23 protein-coding genes and 2 tRNA genes are annotated in these 25,911 nt (G+C 67.0%); 5 read left to right on the forward strand and 20 right to left on the reverse strand.

The window, feature by feature from the left end; genetic code table 11:
* Window positions 1–8: 8 nt before the first annotated feature.
* The 4 genes from ACR4XW_RS03550 to ACR4XW_RS03565 all read right to left on the reverse strand — a co-directional run bounded on the left by ACR4XW_RS03550 (window position 9) and on the right by ACR4XW_RS03565 (window position 3,852).
* Window positions 9–2,393: an FG-GAP repeat domain-containing protein gene (locus ACR4XW_RS03550; RefSeq protein ID WP_434759125.1), complete on the reverse strand. Its 2,385-nt coding sequence runs from the start codon at window positions 2,391–2,393 to the stop codon at window positions 9–11.
* Window positions 2,390–2,608, reverse strand: coding sequence for an RNA-binding S4 domain-containing protein (locus tag ACR4XW_RS03555; RefSeq protein ID WP_434759402.1), 219 nt, complete (start codon window positions 2,606–2,608; stop codon window positions 2,390–2,392). The genes ACR4XW_RS03550 and ACR4XW_RS03555 overlap by 4 nt, the downstream gene beginning before the upstream one ends.
* A gap of 79 nt (window positions 2,609–2,687) precedes the next feature.
* Complete coding sequence (locus tag ACR4XW_RS03560; protein WP_434759126.1) at window positions 2,688–3,326, reverse strand: arsenate-mycothiol transferase ArsC; 639 nt, start codon at window positions 3,324–3,326, stop codon at window positions 2,688–2,690.
* Window positions 3,327–3,423: 97 nt separating this feature from the next.
* A complete protein-coding gene (locus ACR4XW_RS03565; RefSeq protein WP_434759127.1) occupies window positions 3,424–3,852 on the reverse strand; it encodes a hypothetical protein in 429 nt (142 codons plus the stop codon).
* A 169-nt stretch (window positions 3,853–4,021) separates the two neighbouring features.
* Here ACR4XW_RS03565 and ACR4XW_RS03570 point away from each other — a divergent pair, with 169 nt between their 5' ends.
* A complete protein-coding gene (locus tag ACR4XW_RS03570; protein ID WP_434759128.1) occupies window positions 4,022–4,495 on the forward strand; it encodes a Fur family transcriptional regulator in 474 nt (157 codons plus the stop codon).
* Window positions 4,495–6,012, forward strand: coding sequence for a catalase (locus ACR4XW_RS03575; protein ID WP_434759129.1), 1,518 nt, complete (start codon window positions 4,495–4,497; stop codon window positions 6,010–6,012). Before ACR4XW_RS03570 ends, ACR4XW_RS03575 begins: the two co-directional genes overlap by 1 nt.
* Window positions 6,013–6,084: 72 nt before the next feature.
* On the opposite strand, the gene ACR4XW_RS03580 is transcribed toward ACR4XW_RS03575, so the two are convergent.
* The 5 genes from ACR4XW_RS03580 to purF all read right to left on the reverse strand — a co-directional run bounded on the left by ACR4XW_RS03580 (window position 6,085) and on the right by purF (window position 9,451).
* A tRNA-Phe gene (locus tag ACR4XW_RS03580) sits at window positions 6,085–6,161 on the reverse strand.
* Window positions 6,162–6,207: 46 nt separating this feature from the next.
* Window positions 6,208–6,281 (reverse strand) — tRNA-Asp (locus ACR4XW_RS03585).
* Window positions 6,282–6,513: 232 nt separating this feature from the next.
* Complete coding sequence (locus ACR4XW_RS03590) at window positions 6,514–6,747, reverse strand: DUF3073 domain-containing protein (RefSeq protein ID WP_434759130.1); 234 nt, start codon at window positions 6,745–6,747, stop codon at window positions 6,514–6,516.
* A 158-nt stretch (window positions 6,748–6,905) separates the two neighbouring features.
* Entirely contained in the window at window positions 6,906–7,961 is a 1,056-nt protein-coding gene (gene purM, locus ACR4XW_RS03595; RefSeq protein ID WP_434759131.1) for a phosphoribosylformylglycinamidine cyclo-ligase, read from the reverse strand.
* The gene (purF, locus tag ACR4XW_RS03600; RefSeq protein ID WP_434759132.1) at window positions 7,958–9,451 is read right to left on the reverse strand and encodes an amidophosphoribosyltransferase; all 1,494 of its coding nucleotides are present in this window, start codon (window positions 9,449–9,451) and stop codon (window positions 7,958–7,960) included. The genes purM and purF overlap by 4 nt, the downstream gene beginning before the upstream one ends.
* Window positions 9,452–9,516: 65 nt before the next feature.
* Here purF and ACR4XW_RS03605 point away from each other — a divergent pair, with 65 nt between their 5' ends.
* On the forward strand, window positions 9,517–12,969 hold the full coding sequence (locus ACR4XW_RS03605) for a bifunctional proline dehydrogenase/L-glutamate gamma-semialdehyde dehydrogenase (RefSeq protein WP_434759133.1): 3,453 nt from the start codon (window positions 9,517–9,519) through the stop codon (window positions 12,967–12,969).
* Here the strand turns inward: ACR4XW_RS03605 and ACR4XW_RS03610 are convergent.
* The 4 genes from ACR4XW_RS03610 to ACR4XW_RS03625 form a co-directional block, all read right to left on the reverse strand.
* Window positions 12,950–14,146, reverse strand: a complete 1,197-nt coding sequence (locus ACR4XW_RS03610) for an MFS transporter (RefSeq protein WP_434759134.1) — start codon at window positions 14,144–14,146, stop codon at window positions 12,950–12,952. The genes ACR4XW_RS03605 and ACR4XW_RS03610 overlap by 20 nt on opposite strands.
* Window positions 14,147–15,478, reverse strand: a complete 1,332-nt coding sequence (locus ACR4XW_RS03615) for a dipeptidase (protein WP_434759135.1) — start codon at window positions 15,476–15,478, stop codon at window positions 14,147–14,149.
* Entirely contained in the window at window positions 15,475–17,736 is a 2,262-nt protein-coding gene (gene purL / locus ACR4XW_RS03620; RefSeq protein ID WP_434759136.1) for a phosphoribosylformylglycinamidine synthase subunit PurL, read from the reverse strand. The genes ACR4XW_RS03615 and purL overlap by 4 nt, the downstream gene beginning before the upstream one ends.
* A gap of 85 nt (window positions 17,737–17,821) precedes the next feature.
* Window positions 17,822–18,946, reverse strand: coding sequence for an FAD-dependent monooxygenase (locus ACR4XW_RS03625; RefSeq protein ID WP_434759137.1), 1,125 nt, complete (start codon window positions 18,944–18,946; stop codon window positions 17,822–17,824).
* A gap of 115 nt (window positions 18,947–19,061) precedes the next feature.
* On the opposite strand from ACR4XW_RS03625, the gene ACR4XW_RS03630 reads away from it, so the two are divergent.
* Together ACR4XW_RS03630 and ACR4XW_RS03635 are read left to right on the forward strand one after the other, a co-directional pair.
* Complete coding sequence (locus tag ACR4XW_RS03630; protein ID WP_434759138.1) at window positions 19,062–20,228, forward strand: FAD-dependent oxidoreductase; 1,167 nt, start codon at window positions 19,062–19,064, stop codon at window positions 20,226–20,228.
* A complete protein-coding gene (locus tag ACR4XW_RS03635) occupies window positions 20,225–20,854 on the forward strand; it encodes a MarR family winged helix-turn-helix transcriptional regulator (RefSeq protein WP_434759139.1) in 630 nt (209 codons plus the stop codon). Before ACR4XW_RS03630 ends, ACR4XW_RS03635 begins: the two co-directional genes overlap by 4 nt.
* Here the strand turns inward: ACR4XW_RS03635 and ACR4XW_RS03640 are convergent.
* From ACR4XW_RS03640 to ACR4XW_RS03670, 7 genes are read right to left on the reverse strand one after another with little or no spacing between them, the layout of a single operon-like run.
* Window positions 20,836–21,195, reverse strand: a complete 360-nt coding sequence (locus tag ACR4XW_RS03640; RefSeq protein ID WP_434759140.1) for a Rid family hydrolase — start codon at window positions 21,193–21,195, stop codon at window positions 20,836–20,838. The genes ACR4XW_RS03635 and ACR4XW_RS03640 overlap by 19 nt on opposite strands.
* A gap of 41 nt (window positions 21,196–21,236) precedes the next feature.
* Window positions 21,237–21,587: a hypothetical protein gene (locus ACR4XW_RS03645; protein WP_434759141.1), complete on the reverse strand. Its 351-nt coding sequence runs from the start codon at window positions 21,585–21,587 to the stop codon at window positions 21,237–21,239.
* Window positions 21,580–22,656, reverse strand: coding sequence for a Rieske 2Fe-2S domain-containing protein (locus ACR4XW_RS03650; RefSeq protein ID WP_434759142.1), 1,077 nt, complete (start codon window positions 22,654–22,656; stop codon window positions 21,580–21,582). The genes ACR4XW_RS03645 and ACR4XW_RS03650 overlap by 8 nt, the downstream gene beginning before the upstream one ends.
* A gap of 1 nt (window position 22,657) precedes the next feature.
* The gene (locus ACR4XW_RS03655) at window positions 22,658–22,876 is read right to left on the reverse strand and encodes a recombinase-like helix-turn-helix domain-containing protein (protein WP_434759143.1); all 219 of its coding nucleotides are present in this window, start codon (window positions 22,874–22,876) and stop codon (window positions 22,658–22,660) included.
* Window positions 22,873–23,454 (reverse strand): alpha/beta fold hydrolase, encoded by a 582-nt coding sequence (locus ACR4XW_RS03660; RefSeq protein WP_434759144.1) that lies wholly within the window; start codon window positions 23,452–23,454, stop codon window positions 22,873–22,875. The genes ACR4XW_RS03655 and ACR4XW_RS03660 overlap by 4 nt, the downstream gene beginning before the upstream one ends.
* Window positions 23,447–25,111 (reverse strand): thiamine pyrophosphate-binding protein, encoded by a 1,665-nt coding sequence (locus tag ACR4XW_RS03665; protein ID WP_434759145.1) that lies wholly within the window; start codon window positions 25,109–25,111, stop codon window positions 23,447–23,449. Before ACR4XW_RS03665 ends, ACR4XW_RS03660 begins: the two co-directional genes overlap by 8 nt.
* Window positions 25,112–25,124: 13 nt before the next feature.
* Complete coding sequence (locus ACR4XW_RS03670) at window positions 25,125–25,907, reverse strand: SDR family oxidoreductase (protein WP_434759146.1); 783 nt, start codon at window positions 25,905–25,907, stop codon at window positions 25,125–25,127.
* Window positions 25,908–25,911: the final 4 nt, after the last annotated feature.

Here is a 25,911-nt window from a genome sequence, read left to right on the forward strand (position 1 = left end):
GACGCGGTTCAGTTCCACCCGGCGATCGGGGCCGGGCCGACCTGGCTGACGCCGGCGAATCCTCCCGATCCGGTGCCCCGGTAGATCTTCACCTGGCCCGCGTGGTCGATCACCATCAGGTCGGTCTTGCCGTCACCGTTGCGGTCGGCCCCGCCGACGATGGTGCGGATACCTCGCCATCCCGAGCCGATCCGTCGAGTCTGGTAACCCATCGGCGTGCCGGCCGAACCCGGAATCAGGAACAGCGCCCCGTCGGAGGATCGGCGGGCGATCAGGTCGGGATAGCCGTCGCCGTCCCAGCGTCCGGCGTTGACGATGTAGTCGGCCCACCCCAGACGGCTGCTCAGGGTGCGGGGTGAGTTGTATCCCCCGCCGCCGTTGCTCGGATAGAACAGCACCGTGCCGGTCGAGCGGCGGAAGGCCAGCAGCCCGGGACGTCCGGTGCCGAGCCAGTCGCCACCGGCGATGATCTGGTCGAACTGTCCCCAACCACTGCTGACCACGCTGCCCGAGGGGTTGATCGTGCCGTCGGAGCGGCCGCGGTGCAGCATCAGCACCCCGTCCTTGCGACGCCACATCAGGTCGGGGTAACCGTCGCCGTTCCAGTCACCCGGCGCGATCACCGTGGATCCCGGGGACACCGCGACCGGCGTGTTCGTCACCGTCAGGGTGCCGCCGCGCGACCAGATGAACGGACGGCGGGTGAGCACTCCGGAGGCGTCGACGGTCCAGACCAGGTTGGTCGATCCGGTGCGCTGACTGCCGACCACGCCGAGGTTCTGCCAGCCCGTGGCGAACTGGCCCGCGTAGGCATAGCGCGAGGCGGTGCCGCGGTAAAGACGCAGCGCCCCGGCGTCGGTCACCGCCCAGAAGTCACCGCGGCCGTCCCCGTCGATGTCACCTGCGCCGATCGCGCGCAGATAGGTCCAGTTGTTTCCGACATGCTTGCGCGGCTGCACCACGCCCTTGACGATCGAGTAGCTCCACAACCGGCCGGAGTAATCGGCGCCGACCACCGCCGGCGCTCCCCCGTTGGCGCGCGGCACGATGGTCATGAACCGCAGAATCTGCCAGCCCCGGCCGATCTGGCGCCCGGGGCGGATCGTCCCGTCGCCGCGTCCGGAGTACAGCAGCAGGGCACCGTCATGGCGGCGGGCCAGAATGTCGTGGCGTCCATCACCGTCGACATCGACGCCACCCTCGATCCAGGTCATCTGCCCCCAGCCCGTACCCACCAGGCGCGGGGTGGTCAGCCCGTGGCTGGCGGTTCCGGGGTGGAAGTACAACCGACCGGACGCATCACGTCGGTACAGATCGGGACGACCGTCCCGGTTCGCATCCCCGCCGGGAATGGCGCCGACGCGCAACCATCCGGTACCGGTACGGACGGTGGTGTACCAGTCGATCCGTTCCTTGGTGATCTTGCGCGTCGGGGTGATGTAGGCGGCCCGGCCACCACGCTCGGCGACCAGGTCGATCACCCCGTCGCGGTTCACGTCGTGGCGGTCACCGGCGTAGCTCTTGGTGAGCGGCACCAGGAAGGACCCCGGACTGGGATAGATCGGCGCCGCCGTGGAACCGGAGGTCGAACCTGGGAACCACTGCTTGAGGTAGCGGTAGAAGGTCAGGTTGCCCGAGACCGAACAGGCATCGGACGATTTGCCCGCCGAGGCGATCAGCGCCGCATTCGGGACGAAGGGAGTGTAGGTGTACAGCGCCGCGGTGGCCTGGTTGCGGATGTTCACCGTGGCCGACCCGCAGTTGCGTGCGGGGTGGTACTTGATCTGGTTGCTGCCGACCTTGTAGTTGTACCGCTCGGGATGCTGGCGGTATTTCTGGAACCGCTCGCCGGCGGAGTAGACCTGCATCACGAAGCCGACCGATTTCGGGTCGCAGGGCTGGAAGTCGGGGCACCCCGACCCGAGGGCCTTGTCGTAGCGGGTCTTGTTCAGCATCGACCCGGAGGCATAAACCAGGCTCTGCTCCTTCTGCAGCATCACCAAGATCACCTCGGGGTTGATGCCACAGGCGCGGGACAGATCGGCGATGATCCGCGATGAACGCCAGCCCTTACCGCCGGCAACCGCCTTGCAGTAGCGGGTGGCGGCCATCTTCGGCACGTCGGCGCGATAGTCCTTCAGGCAGGGGGTGCCGTCGGGGGCCGGGACGCAGTTGCGGCCCTCCCGGTCGAGGAAGGCCTGCACCTTGGCCGCATCCATCCGGCCGGCGGCGTAGAAATGCCCATCGGAGATCAGCATGCCGGGGTCGTAGCCGTCCACCGCGGTGGCCGACTGGGAGGACGGGCCGGTCAGGACACTGCCGGCCAGCATCGCCAGGGTTGCCAGCACGACTCCCAGGATCCGGGCTCGGCGCCGGGCTGCCGGACGCCTCACCACGGCACGTCCACATCATCGGAGAGGTCGACGACCTCACGCACCACTTGCTCGGCCACCCGTACCTCGACGACCATGCCTTCGCGCAGTTGCCGACCGCGGCGGGTTTCCACCTCACCGTCGACGCTGACGCGACCGTCCGCGATCAGTTCCCGGGCTTCGCCTCCGGTTTCGACGATGCCCGCATACTTCAGAAACTGCCCGAGCCGGATCATACCGTCGGGTTCTGTGCCTGCCATGGCGCCAATCTAATGCGCCGAGGCGCCCCGGCGGCGCAGGCCGCGGGCCTGTCGCTCAGGCGGCGAAGTGGCCCGAGGCCTCGATCTGGGTCAGCAGCTCACGGACCCGCTCCTCGAGCTGGTCGCGTACCTCGCGGGCGCCTTCGAGGCCTTCGCCGTCGAGGCTGTCGACCTCCCACTCCAGCCAGGTGATCCCGGGGTAGCTGTGGAAGTCGTGTGACCCGAGCACCACCACGTAGTCGGCCGCGTCGGCCAGGCTGGTGCTGAACGGCAGCGGGTAGGGTTCCTGGATCTTGATGTCACGTTCTGCGAGCACCTGCACCGCGAGCGGATCGAGCCCGCCCCGCGGGTGGGTTCCGGCGCAGCGCACGTTGACCTTGCCCTCCGACAACACCCGCATCAGCGCGGCGGCCATGTGCGAGCGGGCCGAGTTGCGTTCGGACGCGAACAGCACCTCGGGCAGCGGCTTGGTGAGTCGGCCTTCGGCCTGCCCCTTGGCGGTCAGCAGGTGCCGGGCCATCCGTTCGGACAGGATGGGCAGAAACTCCTCGACGGTCGCCTGCGGCTGGATGTGCTCACGGGCGGTGGCGTACGCCTCGCGCACCTCATCGGGAGTGAAGACGCCCTCATAATCGTTCACCAGAGAAGCTTGAATGCGTTCGAACTGGTGATCGAGATCCAACAACGAGGTCATGTGACGCCTCCTTCAGGTCGCTCAGGCTTCTACCTTAGCAGAAGTCGTTAACCTTCTGTTCACCTTTGGGAGGCGTTTCGTTAACTTCCCGGGCGAGTCACTCCCCGGACGGCTGCTCCGCCTCTTCATCGGCCCCATCGCCCTCCGACGAGCGGTTGCGCAGGGCAACCCCCTCGCGGTAGCCCTCGACGATGTCGGCGTAGTTGATGACATCACCGAGCAGATGATTGATGAGTTCGACACACCGGGACTCGACCTCGGCCCAGTGCACCGGATTGCGCCGGTAGACCGGGTCGACCTCCTTGAGCAGGTGGTCGACATTCACCGGCTGGGTGGTGCCGGGTGCGATGTAGTAGAGATGCCAGCGGCCGCCCTCGTTCCACTTGCCGTCCGGCACCAAGAGCAGTGCTGCACCACCCGACAGGTTGAACCACTCCGAGGCGCTGATCCCGCCGGCCGAGCGCAACCCGAGCCCACCCCACCGATCGCCGTGGGCATGCTCGGTGAAGATCCACTGTCCGTTCATCGTTGCGCATTCCGTTCTTCGATCAGCACTGACTTCGTGAGGATATCGCGGCCGCGGCCACCCGGTGGACGGCCACCATCCGGCTCGAGACCGCACGAGCCACAAAGATCACAAAATCAGCCTCTTCCTAATCTTGATTGATTCCACTTTTTGGGTCTACGCTGGTCACATGCTTGACGCGCCGACTCTGTTGCGCGAGGCCCGACTCCGGGTCACCGCGCCGCGTGTCGCGGTGCTCACCGAGCTGGCCGACCACCCCCATGCCGATGTCGAGCGGATCCGCACCCTGGTGCGCAGTCGCCTCGGGGCGGTGTCCACCCAGGCGATCTACGACGTCCTGAAGGCGCTCACCGACGCCGGACTGTTGCGCCGGGTCGAACCGGCCGGCCAACCGGCCCGCTACGAGCTCGACCCGCACGACAACCATCACCACGCGGTGTGCCGTCGCTGTGGCGCGGTGTCCGACATCGCCTGTCGCAGCGACGACGTCCCCTGCATGTACCCCGAGGACGACCGCGGCTATCTGATCGACCAGGCCGAGGTCATCTACTGGGGCGTCTGCCCCGCCTGCCGGGACCCCGTCCCCGAAAGCGCAACAACCCACACCCCACCGCAACCGAACACACACATAAGGAGAATCTGATGGCCGACAACGCCGACAATGTCGACAACGTTCCCGGAACCGACCCCTCCGGCTCGACCAGCGCCTTCGGCGCACCCGCCCCGAGTGATCGCGACTCGCTCACCGTCGGCCCGGACGGCCCGACCCTGCTGCACGATGTGCACTTCCTCGAAACGATGGCCCACTTCGACCGCGAACGGGTGCCGGAGCGGGTGGTGCACGCCAAGGGCTCGGGTGCTTTCGGTGTCTTCGAAACCACCGAGGACGTCAGCGCCTACACCAAGGCCGCGCTCTTCCAGCCCGGCGCGAAGACCGAGATGCTGGCCCGCTTCTCCACCGTGGCCGGCGAGATGGGGTCGCCCGACACCTGGCGCGATCCGCGCGGTTTCGCGCTGAAGTTCTATACCGACGAGGGCAACTACGACCTGGTCGGCAACAACACCCCGATCTTCTTCATCCGCGATGCGATGAAGTTCCCGCACTTCATCCGTTCCCAGAAGCGCCGTCCCGACACCGGCCTGCGCGACCACCAGATGCAGTGGGATTTCTGGACCCTGAACCCGCAGTCGGCGCACCAGGTGACCTACCTGATGGGCAACCGCGGCATCCCGAAGTCGTACCGGCACATGAACGGCTACGGATCGCACACCTACATGTGGATCAACGCCGCCGGCGAGAAGTTCTGGGTCAAGTACGCCTTCCTGTCCCAGCAGGGCGTCGAGGGGCTCACCGCGGACGAGGCCGATGAGTTGGCCGGCAAGGACGCCGACGTGCACCGCCGCGACCTCTACGAGGCGATCGACCGGGGCGACTTCCCGAAGTGGGACCTCTACGTGCAGGTGATGCCGTACGAGGACGCGAAGAACTACCGGGTGAACCCCTTCGACGTCACCAAGACGATTCCCAAGGGCGACTACCCGCGGATCAAGGTCGGCACGATGACGCTGAACCGCAACCCGCAGAACTTCTTCGCCCAGATCGAGCAGGCCGCCTTCGAGCCCTCCTCACTGGTGCCCGGCATCGGCCTGTCGCCGGACAAGATGCTGCTCGGCCGGATCTTCTCCTACTCCGACACCCACCGGCACCGGATCGGCCCGAACTACCTGCAGTTGCCGGTCAACCAGCCGAAGACCGAGGTGCAGACCTACGCCTTCGACGGGCCGATGGCCTACAACATCCCGTCCACGCGCACGCCCTATGCCCCGAACTCGGAAGGTTTCCCCTACTCCGATTTCACCGGCCCGGCCGAGGACTCCTGGGAGGTCGACGGCGACATGGTGCGGGTACCGGCCACCGTGCGCAGCGAACTCGACACCGACTTCGCCCAGCCCGGCATCCTGGTGCGTGAGGTGATGAACGACGAGGAGCGTTCGATGCTGGTCGACAATGTGGTGGGTCACCTGTCCGACGGCGTCCACGGCGATGTTCTGACCCGGGCCTTCCAGTACTGGAAGAACGTGGATCAGGAGATCGGCGACCGGATCGAGGCGCAGTACCGCGAGCAGAACGGCAACCAGGAGGGTGGCCGCAACACCTGATCGCCCGACCCCGCCCGTGAGGGCAAACAAAAAATCGCCCGGTCTTGGTACCGGGCGATTTTTGCTTCTCTCTGGTGGCCAGGACCGGGGTCGAACCGGTGACCTTTCGCTTTTCAGGCGAACGCTACTACCAGCTGAGCTACCTGGCCTTGCGGCGACCCCTGATGGTGCGAACCACGCACCAGGGAACCTACGCGACCCCGACGGGACTCGAACCCGCGACCTCCGCCGTGACAGGGCGGCGCGCTAACCAACTGCGCTACGGGGCCTGGTTGACTACCAGAGCCATGCTGCCCGTAACAGGCAGCCCGTGAACTATAGCGCACTTTCCCGAGCGTGCTAAATCGTGTCGAGATGGGCTTTCGGGACGGTGCCGATGACCCCGATTCGGGGTCGCCGACATGTCGCTGACAACAGGTGATGCCCGGGCAGGAGTGTCCCTTGCCCGGGCATACCGAGGAAGCCGACGCCGGGTCGGCCGGTGATCACAATGAGGTGACGTCAGCTGGTTTTACGCAGGCTGTATCCGTCGTCGTCCTCGTCATCGACGTTGTACTGAGCTGCCAATTCGGCGTACGGGTCGTCATGATTGTCGTCCGCGTACTCGTCCGGAATATCCGCGCCGGAGTAACCACGCAACTCCTCCTCCAACTGGGAGAAGTCGGTGTTCACCGAGCGGTATTTCAGCTCGCGGGCAACCTTCGTCTGCTTCGCCTTTGCACGGCCGCGCCCCATATGGGTCGACCCCCTCGCACTTGTCGCTCGCGGTCTGTGCCGCGGCTCATGATGGTTAATGTCGTGACAGACAGGCTACCCAATCTCCGCAAGAGGGCCAAGCGGGGCTCACCGGACGGGCGCGGCGACCTCGGCCGACCCCTCCGATTTCACTGATCTCAACGGTGATTGCCGTGCAACACCGCCCGCCCCGGTCCGTCGTCGGCGGTGGCGGTTCCGCACACCCAGGCCGGCACGCCGCGTCCACCCAACAGGGCGACCGCCTCTTCGGCGGCCTCGGCGGGCACCAGCGCGACCATGCCCACGCCCATGTTCAGCGTCGCCTCGATGTCGTCGGTGCTCACCCGGCCGACCTCCTGCACCACCGAAAAAATCGGGTCCGGCTGCCAACTGCCACGGTCGATATCGACCCGAATGCCGTCCGGCAGCACCCGGGCCAGGTTGTTCGCCAACCCGCCGCCGGTGACATGGGCGACCGCATGCACCTCCAGCGCATCGGCGAGGGCCAAGACGTCCTTGGCATAGATCCGGGTCGGGGTCAGCAGGGTCTCTCCCAGCGGCCCGCCCAGTTCGGGTACCTCGCGGTCCAGAGCCCATCCGGCCTCGTTCAACAGCACATGGCGCACCAGCGAGTAGCCGTTGGAGTGCAGGCCCGAGGAGGCCATCGCGATCGCCACATCACCGGGACGCACCCGGTCGGCACCGAGAATCCGCTCGCGTTCGACCACCCCGGTGGTGGCGCCGGCCACGTCGTACTCGTCCGGGCCCAACAGGCCGGGGTGTTCGGCGGTCTCGCCGCCGATCAGGGCGCAACCGGCCTGAACGCAGCCCTCGGCAATGCCGGAGACGATCGCGGCGATGCGTTCGGGCACCACCTTGCCGCAGGCGATGTAGTCGGTCACCCACAGCGGTTCGGCTCCCACGACCACCAGGTCGTCGACCAGCATGCCGATCAGATCGAGCCCGATCGTGTCGTGGCGGTCCATCGCCTGCGCGATCGCGACCTTGGTGCCCACCCCGTCGGTGGCCGAGGCCAGCACCGGATGTCGGTACCCGGCCAGGGCCGAGGCGTCGAAGAACCCGGCGAAACCGCCCAGGCCGCCGAGCACCTCGGGACGCATGGTGCGCTGCACCGAATGCTTCATCAACTCGACCGCACGGTCACCGGCTTCGATGTCGACGCCGGCAGCAGCGTAGGCGGTGGGTTCGGTCATGACTCCTCCGTGAACAGATCCGGTTGGGGAAGTTCGGTCATTCCGGCCATCGCCGCCGCCGAAGGCGGGATCGGCACCGGATACACCCCGTCGAAACAGGCCCGGCACAGCTCATCGCTGGAGCGGTGGGTGGCCTTGACGAGCCTGGACATCGAGACGAAGCCGAGCGAGTCGGCACCGATCGCGCGGGCGATCTCCTCCACCGACATGCCCGGGGCGATCAGTTCGCTGCGGCTGGCGAAGTCGATGCCGTAGAAACAGGGCCATTGCACCGGTGGCGCGGAGATTCGCACATGCACTTCGCGGGCCCCGGCCTCGCGCAACATGGTGACCACCTGGCGTTGGGTGTTGCCGCGCACGATCGTGTCGTCCACCACCACGATGCGCTTGCCGTTCACCACATCGCGCAGCGGGTTGAGCTTCATCCGGATGCCCATCTGCCGCATCGTCTGGGAGGGCTGGATGAAGGTCCGTCCGACATAGGCATTGCGCACCAGACCCTGGCCGTAGGGAATGCCCGATTCGGCGGCGTAGCCGATCGCGGCCGGGGTGCCCGATTCGGGCGTCGGGATGACCAGGTCGGCCTCCACCGGGTGTTCCTTGGCCAGATACTTGCCGACCTTCACCCGCACGTTGTGAATCCGTCGATTGTTCAGCAACGAATCGGGACGCGAGAGGTACACGTACTCGAACAGGCAGGTCTTCGGTTCCGGCTTGGCGAAGGTACGCGAACGCACCCCGTTGGCGTCGATGATCACCATCTCGCCCGGTTCGACATCGCGCACGTAGTGGGCGCCGATGATGTCCAGGGCAGCGGTTTCGGAGGCGACCACCCAGCCGCTGGTCAACCGTCCGAGCACCAGCGGGCGGATGCCCTGGGGGTCACGGGCCGCGTACAGGGTGTTCTCGTCCATCCAGACCAGGCAGAAGGCACCGCGCAGGTGCGGCAGCACTTCGAGGGCGGCCTCCTCATTGCTGAGGTCGTCGAAGGTGGCCAGCAGCGCGGTGATCAGCGAGGTGTCGTTGCTGGAGTCCATCCGCTCCTTGTGCGGAACCGGCGCTCCCCCGGATCGTTCGGTCAGCCAGGCCTCGAGATCGTCGGTGTTGGTGAGGTTGCCGTTGTGGCCCAAAGCCAGGCCGCCGTGGGCGGTGGACCGGAAGGTCGGTTGGGCGTTGTCCCAGGTGCTGGATCCGGTGGTGGAGTAGCGGGCGTGCCCGATCGCCAGGGTGCCGGTCAGCGAGTTCAGGGTGGATTCGTTGAAGACCTGTGAGACCAGGCCCATGTCCTTGTAGACCATGATCCGCGACCCGGTGCTGACCGCGATGCCGGCCGATTCCTGACCGCGGTGTTGCAGGGCGTACAAGCCGAAGAAGGTGAGCTTCGCGACCTCTTCATCGGGCGCCCAGACCCCGAAGACACCACAGGCGTCTTGTGGTCCGCGTTCGTGCGGGTCGATTTCATGGGTCAACAGACCATCCGGACGAGACACCCGAACAGCCTAGCGCCCGCAACCCCGATGAACCGCATCGAGTGGGTGGCGGTTACCGTGTGGGAATGAGCGAACTGGCCCATCTGCGATCCCTCGCCCCCGCCGTCGAGAACCAGGTTCGTGCCTGGTTGGACGCCGCAGCGCAGGTGCCGGCCGACCCCGCCGGGAAACAACTCGCCGCCCTGTTGCAGGATCCGGACGGGTTGGAGTTCGCGGTGCGGTTCGTGGACGGGGTGGTCCGTCCCGAAGACCTGTCGGCCGCGGCCCGGGTGTTGCAGCAGATCTCGGCGCGTCCACCCCGCTTCCTGAACCCGGCGATGCGCTCGGCATTGCGGCTGGGTGGGGCGTTGGCTCCGGTGGCCCCGTGGCTGGTGGTGCCGATCGCCCGTCGGGTGTTGCGCGAGATGGTCGGTCACCTGATCATCGACGCCACCCCGAGCCGGTTGGGTTCCGCGGTCGGCCGGATCCGGGTCAAGGGCGTCGACCTGAACATCAACCTGTTGGGTGAGGCGGTGCTGGGCCGGCGCGAGGCCGATCGGCGGCTCGCCGACACCCGCAAACTGTTGGAACGCGACGACGTCGACTACCTGTCGATCAAGGTCTCGTCGTCCACCGCACCGCATCAGCAGTGGGGGTTCGACGCCACGGTCGACGAGGTCGTTGCCCGGCTGTTGCCGATGTACCTGTTCGCGGCCGAACACCCGACCCGCAAGTTCATCAACCTCGACATGGAGGAGTACCACGACCTCGAGTTGACGATGGCGGTGTTCACCCGGCTGCTGGAGGACCCGCGGTTGCAGCGTCTGGAGGCCGGGATCGTGCTGCAGGCCTACCTGCCGGACGCCTTCGGCGCGATGCAGCGCCTGCAGGATTGGGCCGCCGAACGGGTGGCCGCCGGTGGGGCACCGATCAAGGTGCGGCTGGTGAAGGGTGCCAACCTGCCGATGGAGCGGGTGACCGCCACCGGCAAGGGTTGGCCGCTGGCCACCTGGGATTCGAAGCAGGACAGTGACACCCATTTCAAGCGGGTGCTGTTGTGGTCACTCACCCCCGAGCGGGTGCGCAATGTGCGCCTGGGGGTGGCCGGCCACAACCTCTTCGACATCGCCCTGGCCTGGTTGGTCGCCAAGGAGCGCGGGGTCGCCGATAAGATCGAGTTCGAGATGCTGCTCGGGATGGCCACCGGGCAGGCCGAGGTGGTACGCCGCGACGTCGGCGGGCTGCTGCTCTACACCCCGGTGGTGCACCCAGGTGAGTTCGATGTCGCGATCTCGTACCTGATCCGCCGGCTCGAGGAGGGCGCCAGCCACGACAACTTCATGTCGGCGGTGTTCGAACTGAGCGACGACGAGGTGCTCTTCGCCCGCGAACGCGACCGCTTCCTGGCCTCCCTGGAGGGCTTGGCGGTGGAGGCGCCCGCCACCCACCGCATCCAGGACCGCACAGCGCCGCCCGTCCCGGCGCGTCGGGAGGGTTTCGTCAACACCCCTGATTCGGATCCTTCGCTGCCGGCCAATCAGGCCTGGGCCGAGGGCATCCGGTCCCGGATCCACGACTCCGAGCTGGGCACCGAGACCGTCGCCGCGAACCGGGTGCACACCCGCGAGGAGTTGGACGCCCGGATCAGCACCGGGGTGGCGGCCGGGGAGTCCTGGCGGGCCTTGTCGGGTGACGAGCGGGCCGAGATCCTGCACCGGGCCGGTGACGAACTCGAGGCCCGTCGTGCGGAGTTGATGGAGGTGGCCGCCGCCGAGGCGGGCAAGCTGCTCGACCAGTCCGACCCCGAGGTGTCGGAGGCGATCGACTTCGCCCACTTCTACGCCGAGTTGGCCCGCGGGCTGGACCGGATCGACGGCGCCGCACCCCGTCCGGCCGGGTTGATCGTGGTCACCCCGCCGTGGAACTTCCCGATCGCGATCCCGGCCGGCTCCACCCTGGCCGCACTGGCCTCGGGCGCCCCGGTGATCATCAAGCCGGCCCCGCCGACCGTGCGCACCGCAGCGGTGATGGTCGAAGCCCTGTGGGCGGCCGGAGTCCCCCGCGATGTGCTGCAACTGGTCGACCTGTCCGAGGACGAGCTGGGCTCGGAGTTGATCGGCGATGAGCGGGTCGACCGGTTGATCCTCACCGGGGCCTTCGAGACCGCCGAACTGTTCCGCCGTTTCCGTCCCGACCTGCAACTGCTGGCCGAGACCAGCGGCAAGAACGCGATCATCGTCACCCCGAGCGCCGACTACGACCTGGCCGCGAAAGACATCGTCGCCTCGGCCTTCGGTCATGCCGGGCAGAAGTGTTCGGCCGCCTCGTTGGCGATCCTGGTCGGTCAGGCGGGCCGCTCACCCCGGTTGCGCAACCAACTGCTGGACGCGGTCGGGTCGCTGTCGGTCGGGTGGCCCTGGCAGCCGGAGGCCGAGATGGGCCCGCTCACCGAACCGGCGTCCGGCAAGCTGCTGCGCGGCCTGACCACGCTCGGGCCCGGCGAATCCTGGGTGGTCGAACCCCGTCGGCTCGACGACGAGGGCAGGTTGTGGAGCCCCGGGGTACGGATCGGGGTCGAACCGGGCAGCGAATACCACCTCACCGAGTACTTCGGGCCGATCCTGGGCATCATCAGGGTCGACACCCTGGACGAGGCGATCGAGGTCGCCAATGCGGTGGAGTTCGGGCTCACCTCGGGCATCCATTCCCTGGACGCGGACGAGATCGGGCTCTGGCTGAACCGGATCCAGGCGGGCAACCTGTATGTGAACCGCGGCATCACCGGGGCGATCGTGCAACGCCAGCCCTTCGGCGGCTGGAAGCGTTCGGTGGTAGGCCCGACCGCGAAGGCCGGTGGGCCGAGCTACCTGATTCCGCTGGTCGATTGGGTCTCCGAGCCCGCCACCGAGGGACGCGATCCCAGCCATCCCGGGGTACGGGCGCTACTGGACGCGGTGGTAGCGACCGCGGCGGCCGACGGCACCACGATCAACGCCCGGGAGGCCGCAGCCGTGGAACGCGCGGTGGCCTCCGACGAGCTGGTCTGGCAGACCGAACTCGGTGTGGCCCGCGATGTCACCGGGTTGCCGGCCGAACGCAACATCCTGCGACACCTGCCGATGCCCGGTGGGGTGATCCGGCTGGCCGAGGGTGGCCGCGTCGCCGACTTGGTGCGGGTTGCCTGTGCTGCTTTGCGGGCCGGGGCCCGTCCGCGGATTTCCACCGCCGTGACCCCTCCCCCGGCGATCCGGGCGGCTCTGGTGGCTGCCGGCTTCGAGGTGTCGGTGGCCGATGAGGCCGCCTTCCGGGATGCGGCGCGCGGTCTGGAGCCTTGCCGGATTCGCTACATCGGGGCCGAAGCCGACGATCTGGCGGCCTTCGCCGAGGCGACCGACGGCCGTCCGGAACTGGCTGTGGTGTCCCATCCGGTGACCGAGGCAGGCCGGGTGGAACTGCTGCCCTTCCTGCGCGAGCAGGCGGTGTCGATCACCGCGCACCGGTTCGGCACCCCCGATCACCTCACCGATGCACTGATCTGAGGCCACCGATCACCGCGAGCAGCACACCCAGGGCTGCGGCGGCGACCGTCACCGCATAGGCGGGGTTGTGTCCGCCCCAGTCGGCCAGCCGTCCGGCCACCCCGGCCCCGGCGGCATAGCCCAGGCCGATCATCGCGTTCGCCAGCGTCATCGCGGTGGTCAACTTGGCCGGTGGGGCGACCCGCTCGGTCAGGGTGAACAGGGTGATCAGGGTCGGAGCAACCAGGAAACCGGCCACGATCAACAGCACCACCAACTGGGTCAGCGTGCCGACCACCAACAACGGCAGCAGCAACACCACCAGGCCGGCGGTGAACACCCGCCACCGCAGCACATGCCCCCAGCGTGGTGACAGCCAGGGCAACATCAGCCCGGCCACCGCACTGCCCACCCCGAGCAGGCCGTGCAGAATGCCCGCCAGGCCGGGGGTGCCCTGGGCCGTGGCCAGGGCCGTGGTGCCGGTCTGGATCGACCCGAAGATGGCTCCCATACAGGCCACCCCGGCCACCACGAACAGCAATGCCGGGGTCAGCAGACGTTCTCGTCCGGATTCGGCCGGTATCTGCGCCGCGGGGCCGGTGAGCGCTGCGGTGGGGTGCAGGGCGAACCAGACCCCGAAGATCAGCAGGGTCACCGCGGCCACCGACATCGCCAGCCGGGGTTCGAACACCGCGAGCACCCCGACGGTGGCCGGGCCGAGTACGAACCCGATCTCGTCGGCGACCCCCTCGTAGGCGAAGGCGGTCTCCACCAGCCGTCCCCGGTCGCCGCCGCTGCGGACGCTCAGTTCGCGCCAGCGCACCCGGGCCAGGGTGCCGACCTGCGGAATCAGCAGTCCGGTCGCTGCAGCGGCCACCAGCAGCCACCCCCAGAACACGTCCTGCGAACTCAGCATGACCAGCGCGGCCATGCCGACGGCGGCCCCGACCGATTGGGTCAGCAGTACCGGACGCTGCCCGTGCCGGTCGCTGAGGGCGCCACCGATCGGGGCTCCCAGGGCATTGGCCACCGCCAGCGCGCCGGCGCACAGTCCGCCGATGCCGAAGCTGCCGGTGACCGAGGCGACCAGCAGCAGGGTGCCGATCTGGCTCATCGTCTGCGGCAGTCGGGCGATGAACCCGACCAGCACGAAGGACGGGCCGGACAGGGCGAACAGCCGGCGGTAGCCTCCGCTCACTTAGCGGCCGGCCCCCAATTCGGCCAGCAGCAGGGTTTCGGCCAGACAGGCCTTCTCCCAGTCACCCAGGTGCAGGGATTCGTCGATGCCGTGGATGCGCGAGTCGGGGTCGACCACCGCGGTCACCAGGACGGTCGAGTCGGGATAGAGCTGTTGGTAGGCCTGGGCCAGCGGGATCGAACCGCCCATACCCATCCGCACCGGTTCGACCCCGTAGGCCTCGGTGAAGGCCTTGTCGGCGGCCGCGGCGATGTGGTCGGGCAGCGGCAGCAGGGCGGGTTCGCCGGATTCGCCCTCGGTGACGGTCACCCGGGCACCCCAGGGAGCGTTGGCCAGCAGGTGTTGGTGCACCCGGGCCAGGGCCTCGGCACCGGTGTCGCCCGGGGCCAGACGGATGCTCAGTTTCGCCCGGGCCGAAGGGATCAGGGTATTGGTGGCCTTGTCGATCGGGGTGGTGTCGATGCCGATCACGCTGATCGCCGGTTTGAACCAGATTCGTTGCGCGATCGAGCCGGTACCGATCAGCTCCACCCCGTCCAGCAGCCCGGCCTCGGCGCGGAACTCGGCTTCGGGGTATTCCAGGTCGCCGGCATCGGCCTCGACGAAACCTTCGACGGCGACGTTGCCGGCCTCGTCGTGCAGGGTCGCCAACAGTCGACACAGGGCGGTCAGGGCGTCGGGGGCGGGGCCGCCGTACTGGCCCGAATGCACCCCGTGTTCGGAGGTGCGAACTTCGACGGTCAGGTCGGCCATACCGCGCAGGCTGGTGGTGAAGGACGGCCGGCCGACCGCCCAGTTGCCGGAGTCGGCGATCACGAAGATGTCGGTGGCCAGGTCGTCGGCGTGGGCGGCGAAGATATCGGCCAGGGAGGGTGAGCCGATCTCTTCCTCACCCTCGACGATGCAGGTGACCCCGACCGGGGGTTTGCCGTCGAAGGCTCGCAGGGCCGCCAGATGAACCGCCAGGCCGCCCTTGTCGTCGGCGGCACCGCGGGCATAGAGCCGTTCCCCGCGGACGGTGGGGTCGAAGGGGTCGCTCGTCCATTGGTCGCTCGGGCCGGTCGGCACCACGTCGTAGTGGGCGTACAGGCCGACGGTCGGGGTGTTCTCCGGGCCGGGGAAGTGCGCGATCACGGCGGGTTTGCCGCCTTCGGTGACGATCTTCACATCCGGGCTGCCGATTTCGGTGAACAGTTCGGCCACTGCGTGGGCGGCGGCTTCGACGTCGGCGTCATGAGCCGGTTCGGCGCTCACCGAAGGGATCGCGATCAGGCGTTCCAGGTCGGCCCGGGCCCGGGTTCGGGCTCGTTCCACAGCATCGATCAAGGTCATGGGCGCGACTCCATCGCCCTGCGGATCGGGGCCTGCCAGGTTTCGCGCACCTGGTCCAGGGTCAGGGTGAAGTGGTCGCGCACCACGAAGCGCGGTTCGGCTTCCACCTGGCCGATCCGGGCGACCCGGATGCCGTGGCTGTCGGCCAGTTGCAGCAGCGCGTCCTCGTTGGCCTCGTTGACCGAGACCAGCACCCGTCCGGCCGATTCGGAGAACAGGTCGACGAAGGGATCGTCGCCGAAGACCACCTCGGCGCCGAGGTTGTTGCGCAGCATCGATTCGACCAGCGCCATCGCCAGGCCGCCGTCGGCGAGATCGTGGGCCGAACTCAGCAGACCCTGTTCGGCGGCGCCGATCAGCACCTCGGCGAGCCGCTTCTCGTGATCCAGGTCGACCTTCGGCGGTACTCCGCCCAGGTGGTTGTGAATCACCTCGGCCCACACCGAGCCGGACAGTTCGTTGCGGGTTTCACCGAGCAGCCAGATCGTGTCCCCGGCGTTCGCGAAGCCGATCGGGGTGCGCTTGGTGACGTCGTCGATCACGCCGAGCACGCCGACCACCGGGGTCGGCAGGATCGGGGTGTCGCCGGTCTGGTTGTAGAAGCTGACATTGCCGCCGGTGACCGGAGTGCCGAGTTCGCGGCAGCCGTCCACCAGGCCGAGCACGGTTTCGGCGAACTGCCACATCACCGCCGGATCCTCCGGGGAGCCGAAGTTCAGGCAGTCGGTGATCGCCAGCGGACGGGCCCCGCTGGTCGCGACATTGCGATACGACTCGGCCAGCGCGAGCTGGGCACCCAGGTAGGGGTTGAGGTAGCAGAACCGGCTGTTGCAGTCGGTGGCCAGCGCCACCCCGAGGCCGGTCTCCTCATCGATCCGGATCATCCCGGCGTCCTCGGGCTGAGCCAGGACGGAGTTGCCGCGCACATAGCGGTCGTACTGGTCGGTGATCCAGGACTTGTCGGCCAGGTTCGCCGAGCCGACCAGCCGCAGCAGGGTGTCGGCCAGGGCCGGGCCGCCGTGGGGGCGGGGCAGTTTCTCGGCCGGATCATCGGCCAGTTTGTTCATCAGGTCGTCGGGGCGGGCGTAGGGACGCTCGTAGACCGGGCCGTCGTGGGCGACGGTGCGCGGCGGCACGTCCACCACCACCTCGCCGTGCCAGGTGATCACCAGCCGGTCGTCGTCGGTGACCTCACCGATCACGGTGGCCAGCACGTCCCACTTGCGGCAGATCTCCATGAACCGCTCGACATTGTGCGGTTCGACGACCGCCATCATGCGTTCCTGCGATTCGCTCATCAGGATCTCTTCGGGGCTGAGCGTCGAATCGCGCAGCGGCACCAGGTCGAGCTCGACCCGCATACCGCCGTCCCCGGCACTGGCCAGTTCGCTGGTGGCGCACGAGAGCCCGGCACCGCCCAGGTCCTGAATGCCGTGCACCAAGCCCTCGGCGAACAGTTCCAGGGTGCATTCGATCAGCAGCTTCTCCATGAACGGGTCGCCGACCTGCACGCTCGGACGCTTGGCCGGGCCGTCCTCGTCGAAGGTCTCCGAGGCCAGCACCGAGACCCCGCCGATGCCGTCGCCACCGGTGGCCGCGCCGTAGAGAATCACCTGGTTGCCGGTACCCGAGGCGTGCGCCAGGTGCAGTTCTTCGTGACGCAGAGTGCCCACGCACAGCGCGTTCACCAGGGGGTTGGAGCGATAGGTCTCGTGGAAGACGACCTCGCCACCGATATTGGGCAGGCCCAGGCAGTTGCCGTAGCCACCCACCCCGGCGACCACCCCGGGCAGCACCCGCCGGGTGTCGGGATCGTCCAGCGGGCCGAACCGCAGCGGGTCCATCACCGCCACCGGACGGGCACCCATCGCCAGAATGTCGCGGACGATGCCACCCACGCCGGTCGCCGCCCCCTGATAGGGCTCGACGAAGGACGGATGGTTGTGCGACTCGACCTTGAAGGTCACCGCCCAGCCCTGACCGATGTCGATCACGCCGGCGTTCTCGCCGATGCCGGCCAGCAGGGGCCCCCGGACGGTTTCCTGGCCGAGTTCGCCGAACCTGCGCAGGTGCACCTTGGACGACTTGTAGGAGCAGTGCTCCGACCACATCACCGAGTACATCGCGAGTTCGCTGGAGGTCGGGCGACGTTCCAGGATCTCGCGGATCCGGTGGTACTCGTCTTCCTTCAGCCCGAGATCGGCCCAGGGCTGGGTGACGTCGGGGGTTTGCGCTGCATTGCTCACAGTGTCGGCCACGGCCCCGATCCTATGCCACGTGCGCCGGGGTCGATCTCAGGTACACCGGGTGGGCGGAACAGCCGACCCGGCCCGGGATCACCCGTCAGTCCAACGAGACGGTCCACACGTCATGCCCGTACAGCCAATCGCCGTCCTGCCCGTCCTTGAGCCAATCATTGGCCCGCGAGCCGAGTTGGATCCGTGCAGTGCGCTCGCGGCGGGCACGCTCATATCGACGCAGTCGTTCTGCGACACCACCCTCCCCTTCGGTCAGCGCGCGGGTGAGCACGACGGCATCCTCGAGCGCCTGGCCCGCGCCCTGTGCCATGAACGGGGTCATCGGATGGCAGGCGTCACCGAGCAGAGTGACGCGTCCCTCACCCCACGACTCCATGGGCTCCCGAACCCGCAAGGCGGATTTCATCACGGTGTCACACGCGTCGATCAGGCGCCGGGCGTCGGGGTGGAATTCTGCGTAGTGATGGCGGAACTCGTCGGCATCGGCCTCGCTGGTCCAGGACTCCTCGTTCCATTCCGGCTGGGCGACCGTGGCGAAGATGAAGGTGTCATGGCCACGGTTGAGGGGGAAGGTCACGATCTGGGTCGACGGGTCCGGCCCCCACCACTTGGTGAACGCGTCCAAGTTCGGCACATCGGTCAACCGACTTGTCGGGACAACGGCGCGGTAGGCAACGAGGCCGGTGTACTCGGCTTGATCTGCGCCGAACAACTGCGTACGAACGACCGAGTGGATGCCGTCGGCCCCGATCAACGCGTCCACGGTGTCGGTGGTTTCGTCGGCGAAATGGCCTGTAACGTTGTCGTCCGCAGTGCTGAACCGGGTCAGTCTCTTGCCCAACGACAACACGCCGTCGGGCAGCAGGTCCTTGAGCCCGTCGAGCAGCGCTGCTCGATGAATGGTCAGTTGCGGTGCACCGTATTTGCGCTCGGCCTCGTCGCTCATCGGCAGATCGGAGGTGATCTCGCCGGTGTCCCAGACTCGGCTCAGCCGTCGGGCCGGGCGGGCCGCAACCTCTCTCAGGTGCCTGCCCAGATCGGGGTGGAGGCCATCCACCGCACGGGTGGCGTTGGGGGTGAGGTTGATATCCGCCCCCACTTGCCCGAAGGCGGCAGTGCGTTCGAAGACCCTCACGTCCACGCCCCGTTGCATCAGCCCGACTGCCAACGCCAAGCCACCGATACCGCCACCGATGATGCCAACCCGCATGCCACACCCCACCTAGCCATGAATAATCTTTTCGCTAAGCCTCTTTGCTATCCCTGCTCCTGTCAATAGGGCAGCTGCCCTTTCGGAGACGGCACAGCTTCGCTATCGTAGCCATATGTCTCACCGCCAAGATATCTTGCTGGTCGGCGCCGGCATTGCCGGCTGTGCAGCTGCCATTGCCTTGGCGGAACGTGGCCATCACGTGCGCCTGATCGAGCGGGAATCCGTTTGGGCCTTCGCGAGTTCGGGCATTTTCCTGTACTCGAACGCCTTGCAGTCCCTCGAGCACCTCGGGGTTCTGCCCGCTGTCCTGAGTGCCGGATTCGTGATCCCCCAGGGCCGCAACGTGTATCTCGACCACACCGGTCGGGAACTGGCGGTGACCCACTACCCGACCGCACGGGACGGAGCCATTCCGGCGATCGCGGGAATCAAGCGTGCCGAACTGCACCGGGTTCTCGCCGACCGCCTCGGCGACCTCGGGGTGGTTACCCAGCTCGGTACCACCATCTCCACGCTGAACGAGGTGGGTGAGAAAGTGCGCGTCACGCTCTCCGACGGCACGATGAACGAATTCGATCTGGTGGTGGGCTGCGAGGGGGTCCGGTCTCCCCTGCGCCAGCGTGTCGCCCCCGGTAACCAACCACGGTATTCCGGCTTCGGTATCTGGCGCTCGGTACACCGACGTCCGCCCGATCTGGTCGACAAGATCATGATGATGGGGGTCGGCACCCGACTCGGCATCATGCCGATCAGCGATGATCGGCTGTACCTCTTCGGCACTGTCCACGACCCGGCCAAGCGCCGCCACGAACCGGCTACCTGGCCCGAAAGAATGGCCGCTGCCTTCGCCGAGTACGCAGACCCGGCTCGTCAGTTTCTCGACGAGCTGGGTCCTGAATCCGAAGTGCTCTACACGGCTGTCGAGGAGGTTGACCTGCCACCCCCCTGGCACCGAGGCCGGGTCCTGGTGATCGGTGATGCGGCCCACGCCAGCACGCCCTTCATGGGACAGGGCGGCGCGATGGCGCTGGAGGATGCCGTCGTGCTGGCCCGACTGCTGGACCAAAGCGATGAGGTTGACGCAGTCTGTCAGGCCTTCACCGCACTTCGTCACCCGGTATGCACCTTCGCCCGCGACGAATCCCGCAAGGTCGGCGAGGCAGGTGCCGAGGAAGACGCGGAGACCTGCCGGATCCGCAATGAGCGATTCGGGCAAACAGCGCAGGCCTCGGTGGATCGCTTCTATGCCGAGTTGCATCGCCTGGGGGGCGCACGATGACCCAGAGCACCAAGAAGGCGAGCAACGGAAGGCGCCGATCCCGTCACCGGGTGAGGCCATACACTGAGGCGGTGCCAGCAAACGACTCCCCCCGCACCTCTTCGGAGCCCATCGACGCCGTCTCAACGATCGTTGAGCACTGGGGCAAGGTATGGCCCGAACTTGATGTCAGCCCATTGGAGATCTTCGGCCGCCTGCACCGCTCGTTCTTGCTCTACCGCGCCGCCATCAACGCCCAGTTCGAGAAGGTGGGCACGACGGAACCAGGGTTTGACGTACTCGCTGCCCTGCGCCGGGCCGAACCGACCTTCACCCTGACGGCGGGGGAACTTGCTCAGCAAACGCTCATCACCACCGGCGGGCTGTCCTTGCGGGTGAACCGGTTGGAGAAGGAAGGGCTGGTGGTGCGCCATCGCGACGAACACGACCAGCGGATCGTGCATGTGCAGTTGACGGCATCGGGCCTGCGAACCATCGAACGAGCAGCAGTGGCCCACTACGACAACCTGGCCCGGTTGCTGTCCGGAATGACCGACGAGCAGGTCAGCCAGTTGGCCGGCCTGCTCGCCGTCTTGTTCGATTCGATCTGCGCCGCAGAGCCGGGGCTCTATCCGCGCGAAGCCTGACTCCCGCTTCCGATTACCCCCTGGGCCTCGATCTCGACGACCAAGCCCGGTTCGACGAAAGCAGAGACCTCCACCAACGTCGATGTCGGCATGGTGCCGGAGAACACCTCTGATCGGGCTCTGCCGACCGCCGCTTTGTCCTCGATATCGGTCAGATACACGCGCAACACGACTATGTCGCCGGCCCGGGCACCGCAGGCTTCGGTCAGCGCAATGACTCGCCGGAAAGCCTCTTGTGCCTGCAGATAGGCATCATCGCCGCCCACCGGCCCGTCCGGGGTGCCGGCATGCATCCCCGAAATGAAGAATTGGTCACCCACCACACGGGCATTGCTGAACATGCCGGGACGGGGTGGCTCCGGTACGGTCTCCGCCACGATTCTCACTGGTCACCTCGCAGTTCCTCGGCCTCCCTGGTGAGCCGCTCGCGCACCGGGAGGAAGTCGTAGGTCGGGTAGAACTCGGTTCGGAAGACGCCCCAGGCACGGCGTTCGATCTCGACGTTGACCTTGTTCAGTTTGTTCGGTGGAATCCGCAGCGTCACTATCTGTCCGACACCCATCGCCACCACCCAGGAGACGATCTCGCAGCCCTCCGGCGGAAACCCGGTCCACCATGCGGCGGCGGCGAGCCGCTCCTGCTGCTGCGACATGTTCTGCGACTGGTCGTGCCGCAGAATGACGGTCAGCAGGAGCGTCTCGGCGTCGAACTCCTCGGCCCCGGGGTTAGCCATCGGTCGGCTGCAGCAACTCGGCCTGCGCCTGGGCATCGGCCTTGTACATCCGCCGGATTCGCGCAACGCCCAGGTCGTGCTGGTACAGGTGCTCGTCCACGTCGGCATCGGCAGCCAGACATTCCAGGACGGTTCGGTCCTGCTCCAGCACATGCCAGTGGTCGGCTTCCAGCCGCGTCTTGTACAGGAATCGCCAGACTTCCCGTTCCCAGCCCTGCACCCGCCGGGTGCGCCAGTGGAAGATGCCCGACGAGTTCTCGTCGATGGGTACAGCCATACCCACGATGCCGAAGCTGCCGCCGGGGCCGGCGTGAGCGGCATAGGGGATCTCGAGATCCACGTGGTCCGTGGCGTCCCGGGTGAACTCGACCCAGTCGAAGTTCACTCCGCGCTGGTCGGTCTTCTCGAAGAAGAAACCGTGGCCGGTCTCGCGGATCCGGAAGCGAGCAGAGGTGTCGCCCCCGAACATCGAGTGTGATTCACGGTGCAGGAAGGCGCCGTGCATCGGGTCGAGCACGTTGTCCATGTAGAAACGCCAGGGACCGGCCCATTCCGCGTAGTTGAGGAACCAGGAGTTCTCCTCGTCCGCCAAGCGTTTCGGCAGTACGAACTCGGTCGGCTCGTCCTCATCGGTCAGGGGAAAGAAGGCGAACACCGTGTCCACCGCCTCGACCACCTTGAGCGAAACGGTCGCTCGACGACCCTCCAGGGCGCAGCCGGGCATGCCAGGCACGGAGACCACCGTGCCCGTCCCATCGACCTGGACACCGTGGTACTTACAGGCGACCCGATCCCCGAGGTGCTGGCCCACCGAAAGCGGGGCGCTGCGGTGCGGGCAACGGTCTTCGAGCATCGACAACTCACCCTGGGCGTTGCGGAACAACAGCCAGTCGACGCCGAGGCGTTTGACCGGCAGCATTTCGCCCGGGCCCACGAAACGGGAGGGGACGACCGGGTACCACCGGTTGCGCAGCCCTTGGGCTGCAAGTTCCTCGGCGGTCAGAGTGCGCCGGGTGCCGACGACGTTCTTGGCCTTGACGGCCTTCTTCTTGGTGGTGGTGACAGACATCTCATTCTCCCAATCGACGCATCTCGGAGCGGAAAGATTCTTCGGTCCACTCGCCGCCATCAGGCGCGGTGAGCCCCAGACCGTTCAGGCCGGCGATCAGTCCCGGCAGGTCGTGTGTCCCCCGCCCGAACACCTCCATGATCGCGCCCGAGAGCTTCTGCTCGTACGGGCTGATCGGTTCGGGGTGGGTTTGGTTCATCTCCAGGTACTGCGACTTCACTGGTCTACTCCTTCGTTGGACTGCGATCGCATGTCGTACAGGCCTTCCGCGATGTGCATGAAGGCGGTCACCCATTCGTTGAATGCCTCGGGTGAAGTGCGGTGGGCCGGGGGCTGCTGGTCGTCGATGATGACCATCACGCCGTTCGGAACACCGCCGGCAATGCTCTGGGCCTTGGCGAACGTGGTGGCTCGATCCGGGGCTGCCACCACCACCAAGGTCGGAGTCTCGACGAGAGACATCGTGTCGCGCAGTGTCGGGTCGTTCGTGTCGAGATCCGGGTCGACCAGTTGCAAACTGGATGTGGCAACCGGCTGGTCGGCGACCAATCGCAGTGCGCGAGCGGCCATGGCGGCACCGGCGATCACGTGCACCGGGTGCCCCTGCCCGGTCTCGGACAGCGCCTCACGGGCTGCTGTCAGCCAAGCCGTGTCGTCGACGTCGGCCGGAGAGCGCCACACCTGCGCACCCAAGTGCCGCTGTTGACGGTCGAAGTAGTCCTCCGGGTCGTCCGCGGCCAGCAATGCCAACACTGGGCCGCTCAACTTCTCTGCATCCATCGGATTCGGTTCAGCCATGGTGGGCTCCCTTGCTCGGAACATGGACAGGCGGTGTGAATGGGCGCGGACTGGGGTCGAGCTTGTCGATCACGACCTCGACCATCGCGGGGCCGGCGACGTTCACGGCGGCACCGAGGACTTCGGCGAATGGTGTTGCACCATCGGCGCGCCAGAACGGCATCCCGTAGGATTCGGCGAGTTTGGCGAAGTCGGGTGTGGCCAGGTCGCAAGCAACTTCGGCGAAGCCATTGGCCTTCTGCATATTGCGCAGCACTCCGTAGCCGCAATCGTTGAACACCAGTACCGTGCACCGGGCGCCGGATTGGACCAGGGCGCCCAGTTCTCCCAAGTGCACGGCCAGGCCGCCATCGCCGACGAAGGCGATGGTCGGTACATCCGGACGCCCAACCGAGGCGCCGATCGCCATGCCCAGGCCCTGCCCGATGCCACCCCCGAGCGGAAAGATGTTCGAGCGTCGATCGACGAACCGAAGCAGGCGGTTGCCCCACTGGCTGGACGGGATGGTGACATCGCGGGCGACGATGCTGCCCTCGGGCAACTCGTTCAACGCGGTGCAAATGTCCGAGTAACCGCCGATCGCCTCGTCGAGGGCACCGCGCACCGCATTGCGGGTGGTGACGACCTTGTCGCGCCAGCCGGGTTCGGTCGCGGAGTCGGGGACCAGTGCCAGGAGGTCCTCGATCACCGCCCCGGCATCGCCGTGCAGTCCGACATCGCAGGGGTAGACGCGACCCAAGGCGGCTGCATCCACATCCACCGCGATGCTCGTGGCGGGCAGTTTCAGGGCATAGCTCTTGGTTTCGTTGGACCGGAAGTGCGTGCCCACCGCCAACATCAGGTCTGCCTGACCGAGCAGGTCGGCGGTACCGGGATCGGAACCGAAGTTTCCGATCACCAGCTCGTTGTCCTCCCTGACCACGGCGCGACCCGAGTTGGACGTCACCACGGCAGCACCGAGACGTTCGGCCAGCTCGGTGAGTGGCTCTGCGGCACTGGCGGCACCCCCACCCAACCAGAACATTGGACGGCGGGCAGCCCTGAGCAAGCCTGCGGCCCGCTCCAGGTCGGCTTGGTCCGGGTGTGGGAGGGCGGGCATCTCCAACGGCGTGAACGCCTGGTCGTCGGGTTCGGCGAGATATTGCAGGTCCGAGGGCCATTCAACACTGGCCGGCCCACTCGGGGCGCGCTCGATGTGCGCGATCGCGTCCTCGAGCACCTGGCGACACTGGGTCACCGATTCCACCCGTGCCGCGTGTTTGGAGATAGCGGTGAGCATGTCCAACTGGGCCGGGAACTCGTGAATCACTCCGCGCGGGTGCGCCACATACTCGGAGTCGACCTGGCCCGTGATGTGCAGTACCCGGCTACCTGCAGTGAGTGCTTCGATCATCGACCCGGCCGCATTGCCGGCACCGGTTCCGGTACTGGTGATCGCAATGCCGATCTTCCCGGTGGCACGGGCATAACCATCCGCAGCGCTGACGCAGGCCGCTTCGTGCCGCATCTCGACGAATCGCAGGTCGCGGGCGACCGCCTCCACCAAGGGCAGATTGTGCACGCTGATCACGCCGAAGGCCGTGTCGATCCCGTGCTTCTTCATCACCTCGACAAGCACGTCACCACCCGTGGTGCGACTTGTATTGGTCATTGACATCAACCAGTCCTTTTCAGATGTAGCGGGAGACGCCGCCACCGACGTCGATCGTGGCGCCGGTGCAGTACCCGCTCAGCGGAGACAGCAACGTGACGATGGGAAAGGCGACTTCCTCGGCGCGGCCGAAACGGCCGAGCACGATCCCTCGGTCGGCAACCGTCTCGGCGCTCCACTGGTCGTAATCCAGTTCCGACCCCGAAGCCTCGTAACGCCGACGCCACTGACCGGTGTCCACCAACCCCAGCGATACCGAGTTGACTCGGGTGCCGGCGGTTCCCAGTTCGTTCGACAGCGTCTTGGTCAGGTTCAACAGGGCGGCGCGAGCGGCCGATGTCACCGGCAACCGGTGCTCGGGCTGCCGAGCCAGAATCGCATTGATCACCACCACACTCCCCGCGTCCGAAGCCGCCAAGTGCTGTTCGGCGGCTCGAACCAGGTGCAGTACCCCGAAAACTTTGAGGTCGAACTCTTCACGGATCTGTTCGTCGGTGGTTTCGTCCAGCGGAGCCATCAGCGACCGGCCGGCATTGCACACCAGGCCGTCCAGCCTGCCGTGTCGTTCCAGAGTCCGCGCGACCAGGTTCTGCATGTCTTCAGCCACCAGAACGTCACCTGCCACACCGGTGAACGAGCCCGGCCCGTGCAACTCCTCGGCGACATCGGCGAGCCGGTTCGCATCGCGGGCGCAGCCAACGACGTGGGCCCCCTCGGCGACCAACATCCGAGCGGTGGCCAACCCAACCCCCGAACTCGCTCCGGTGATGATGACGGCCTTACCGGCCAACTTCAGATCCATGCTC

The organism is Pseudenemella bisphenolivorans, from assembly GCF_051133435.1.
Taxonomy (GTDB): domain Bacteria; phylum Actinomycetota; class Actinomycetes; order Propionibacteriales; family Propionibacteriaceae; genus JAAYAO01.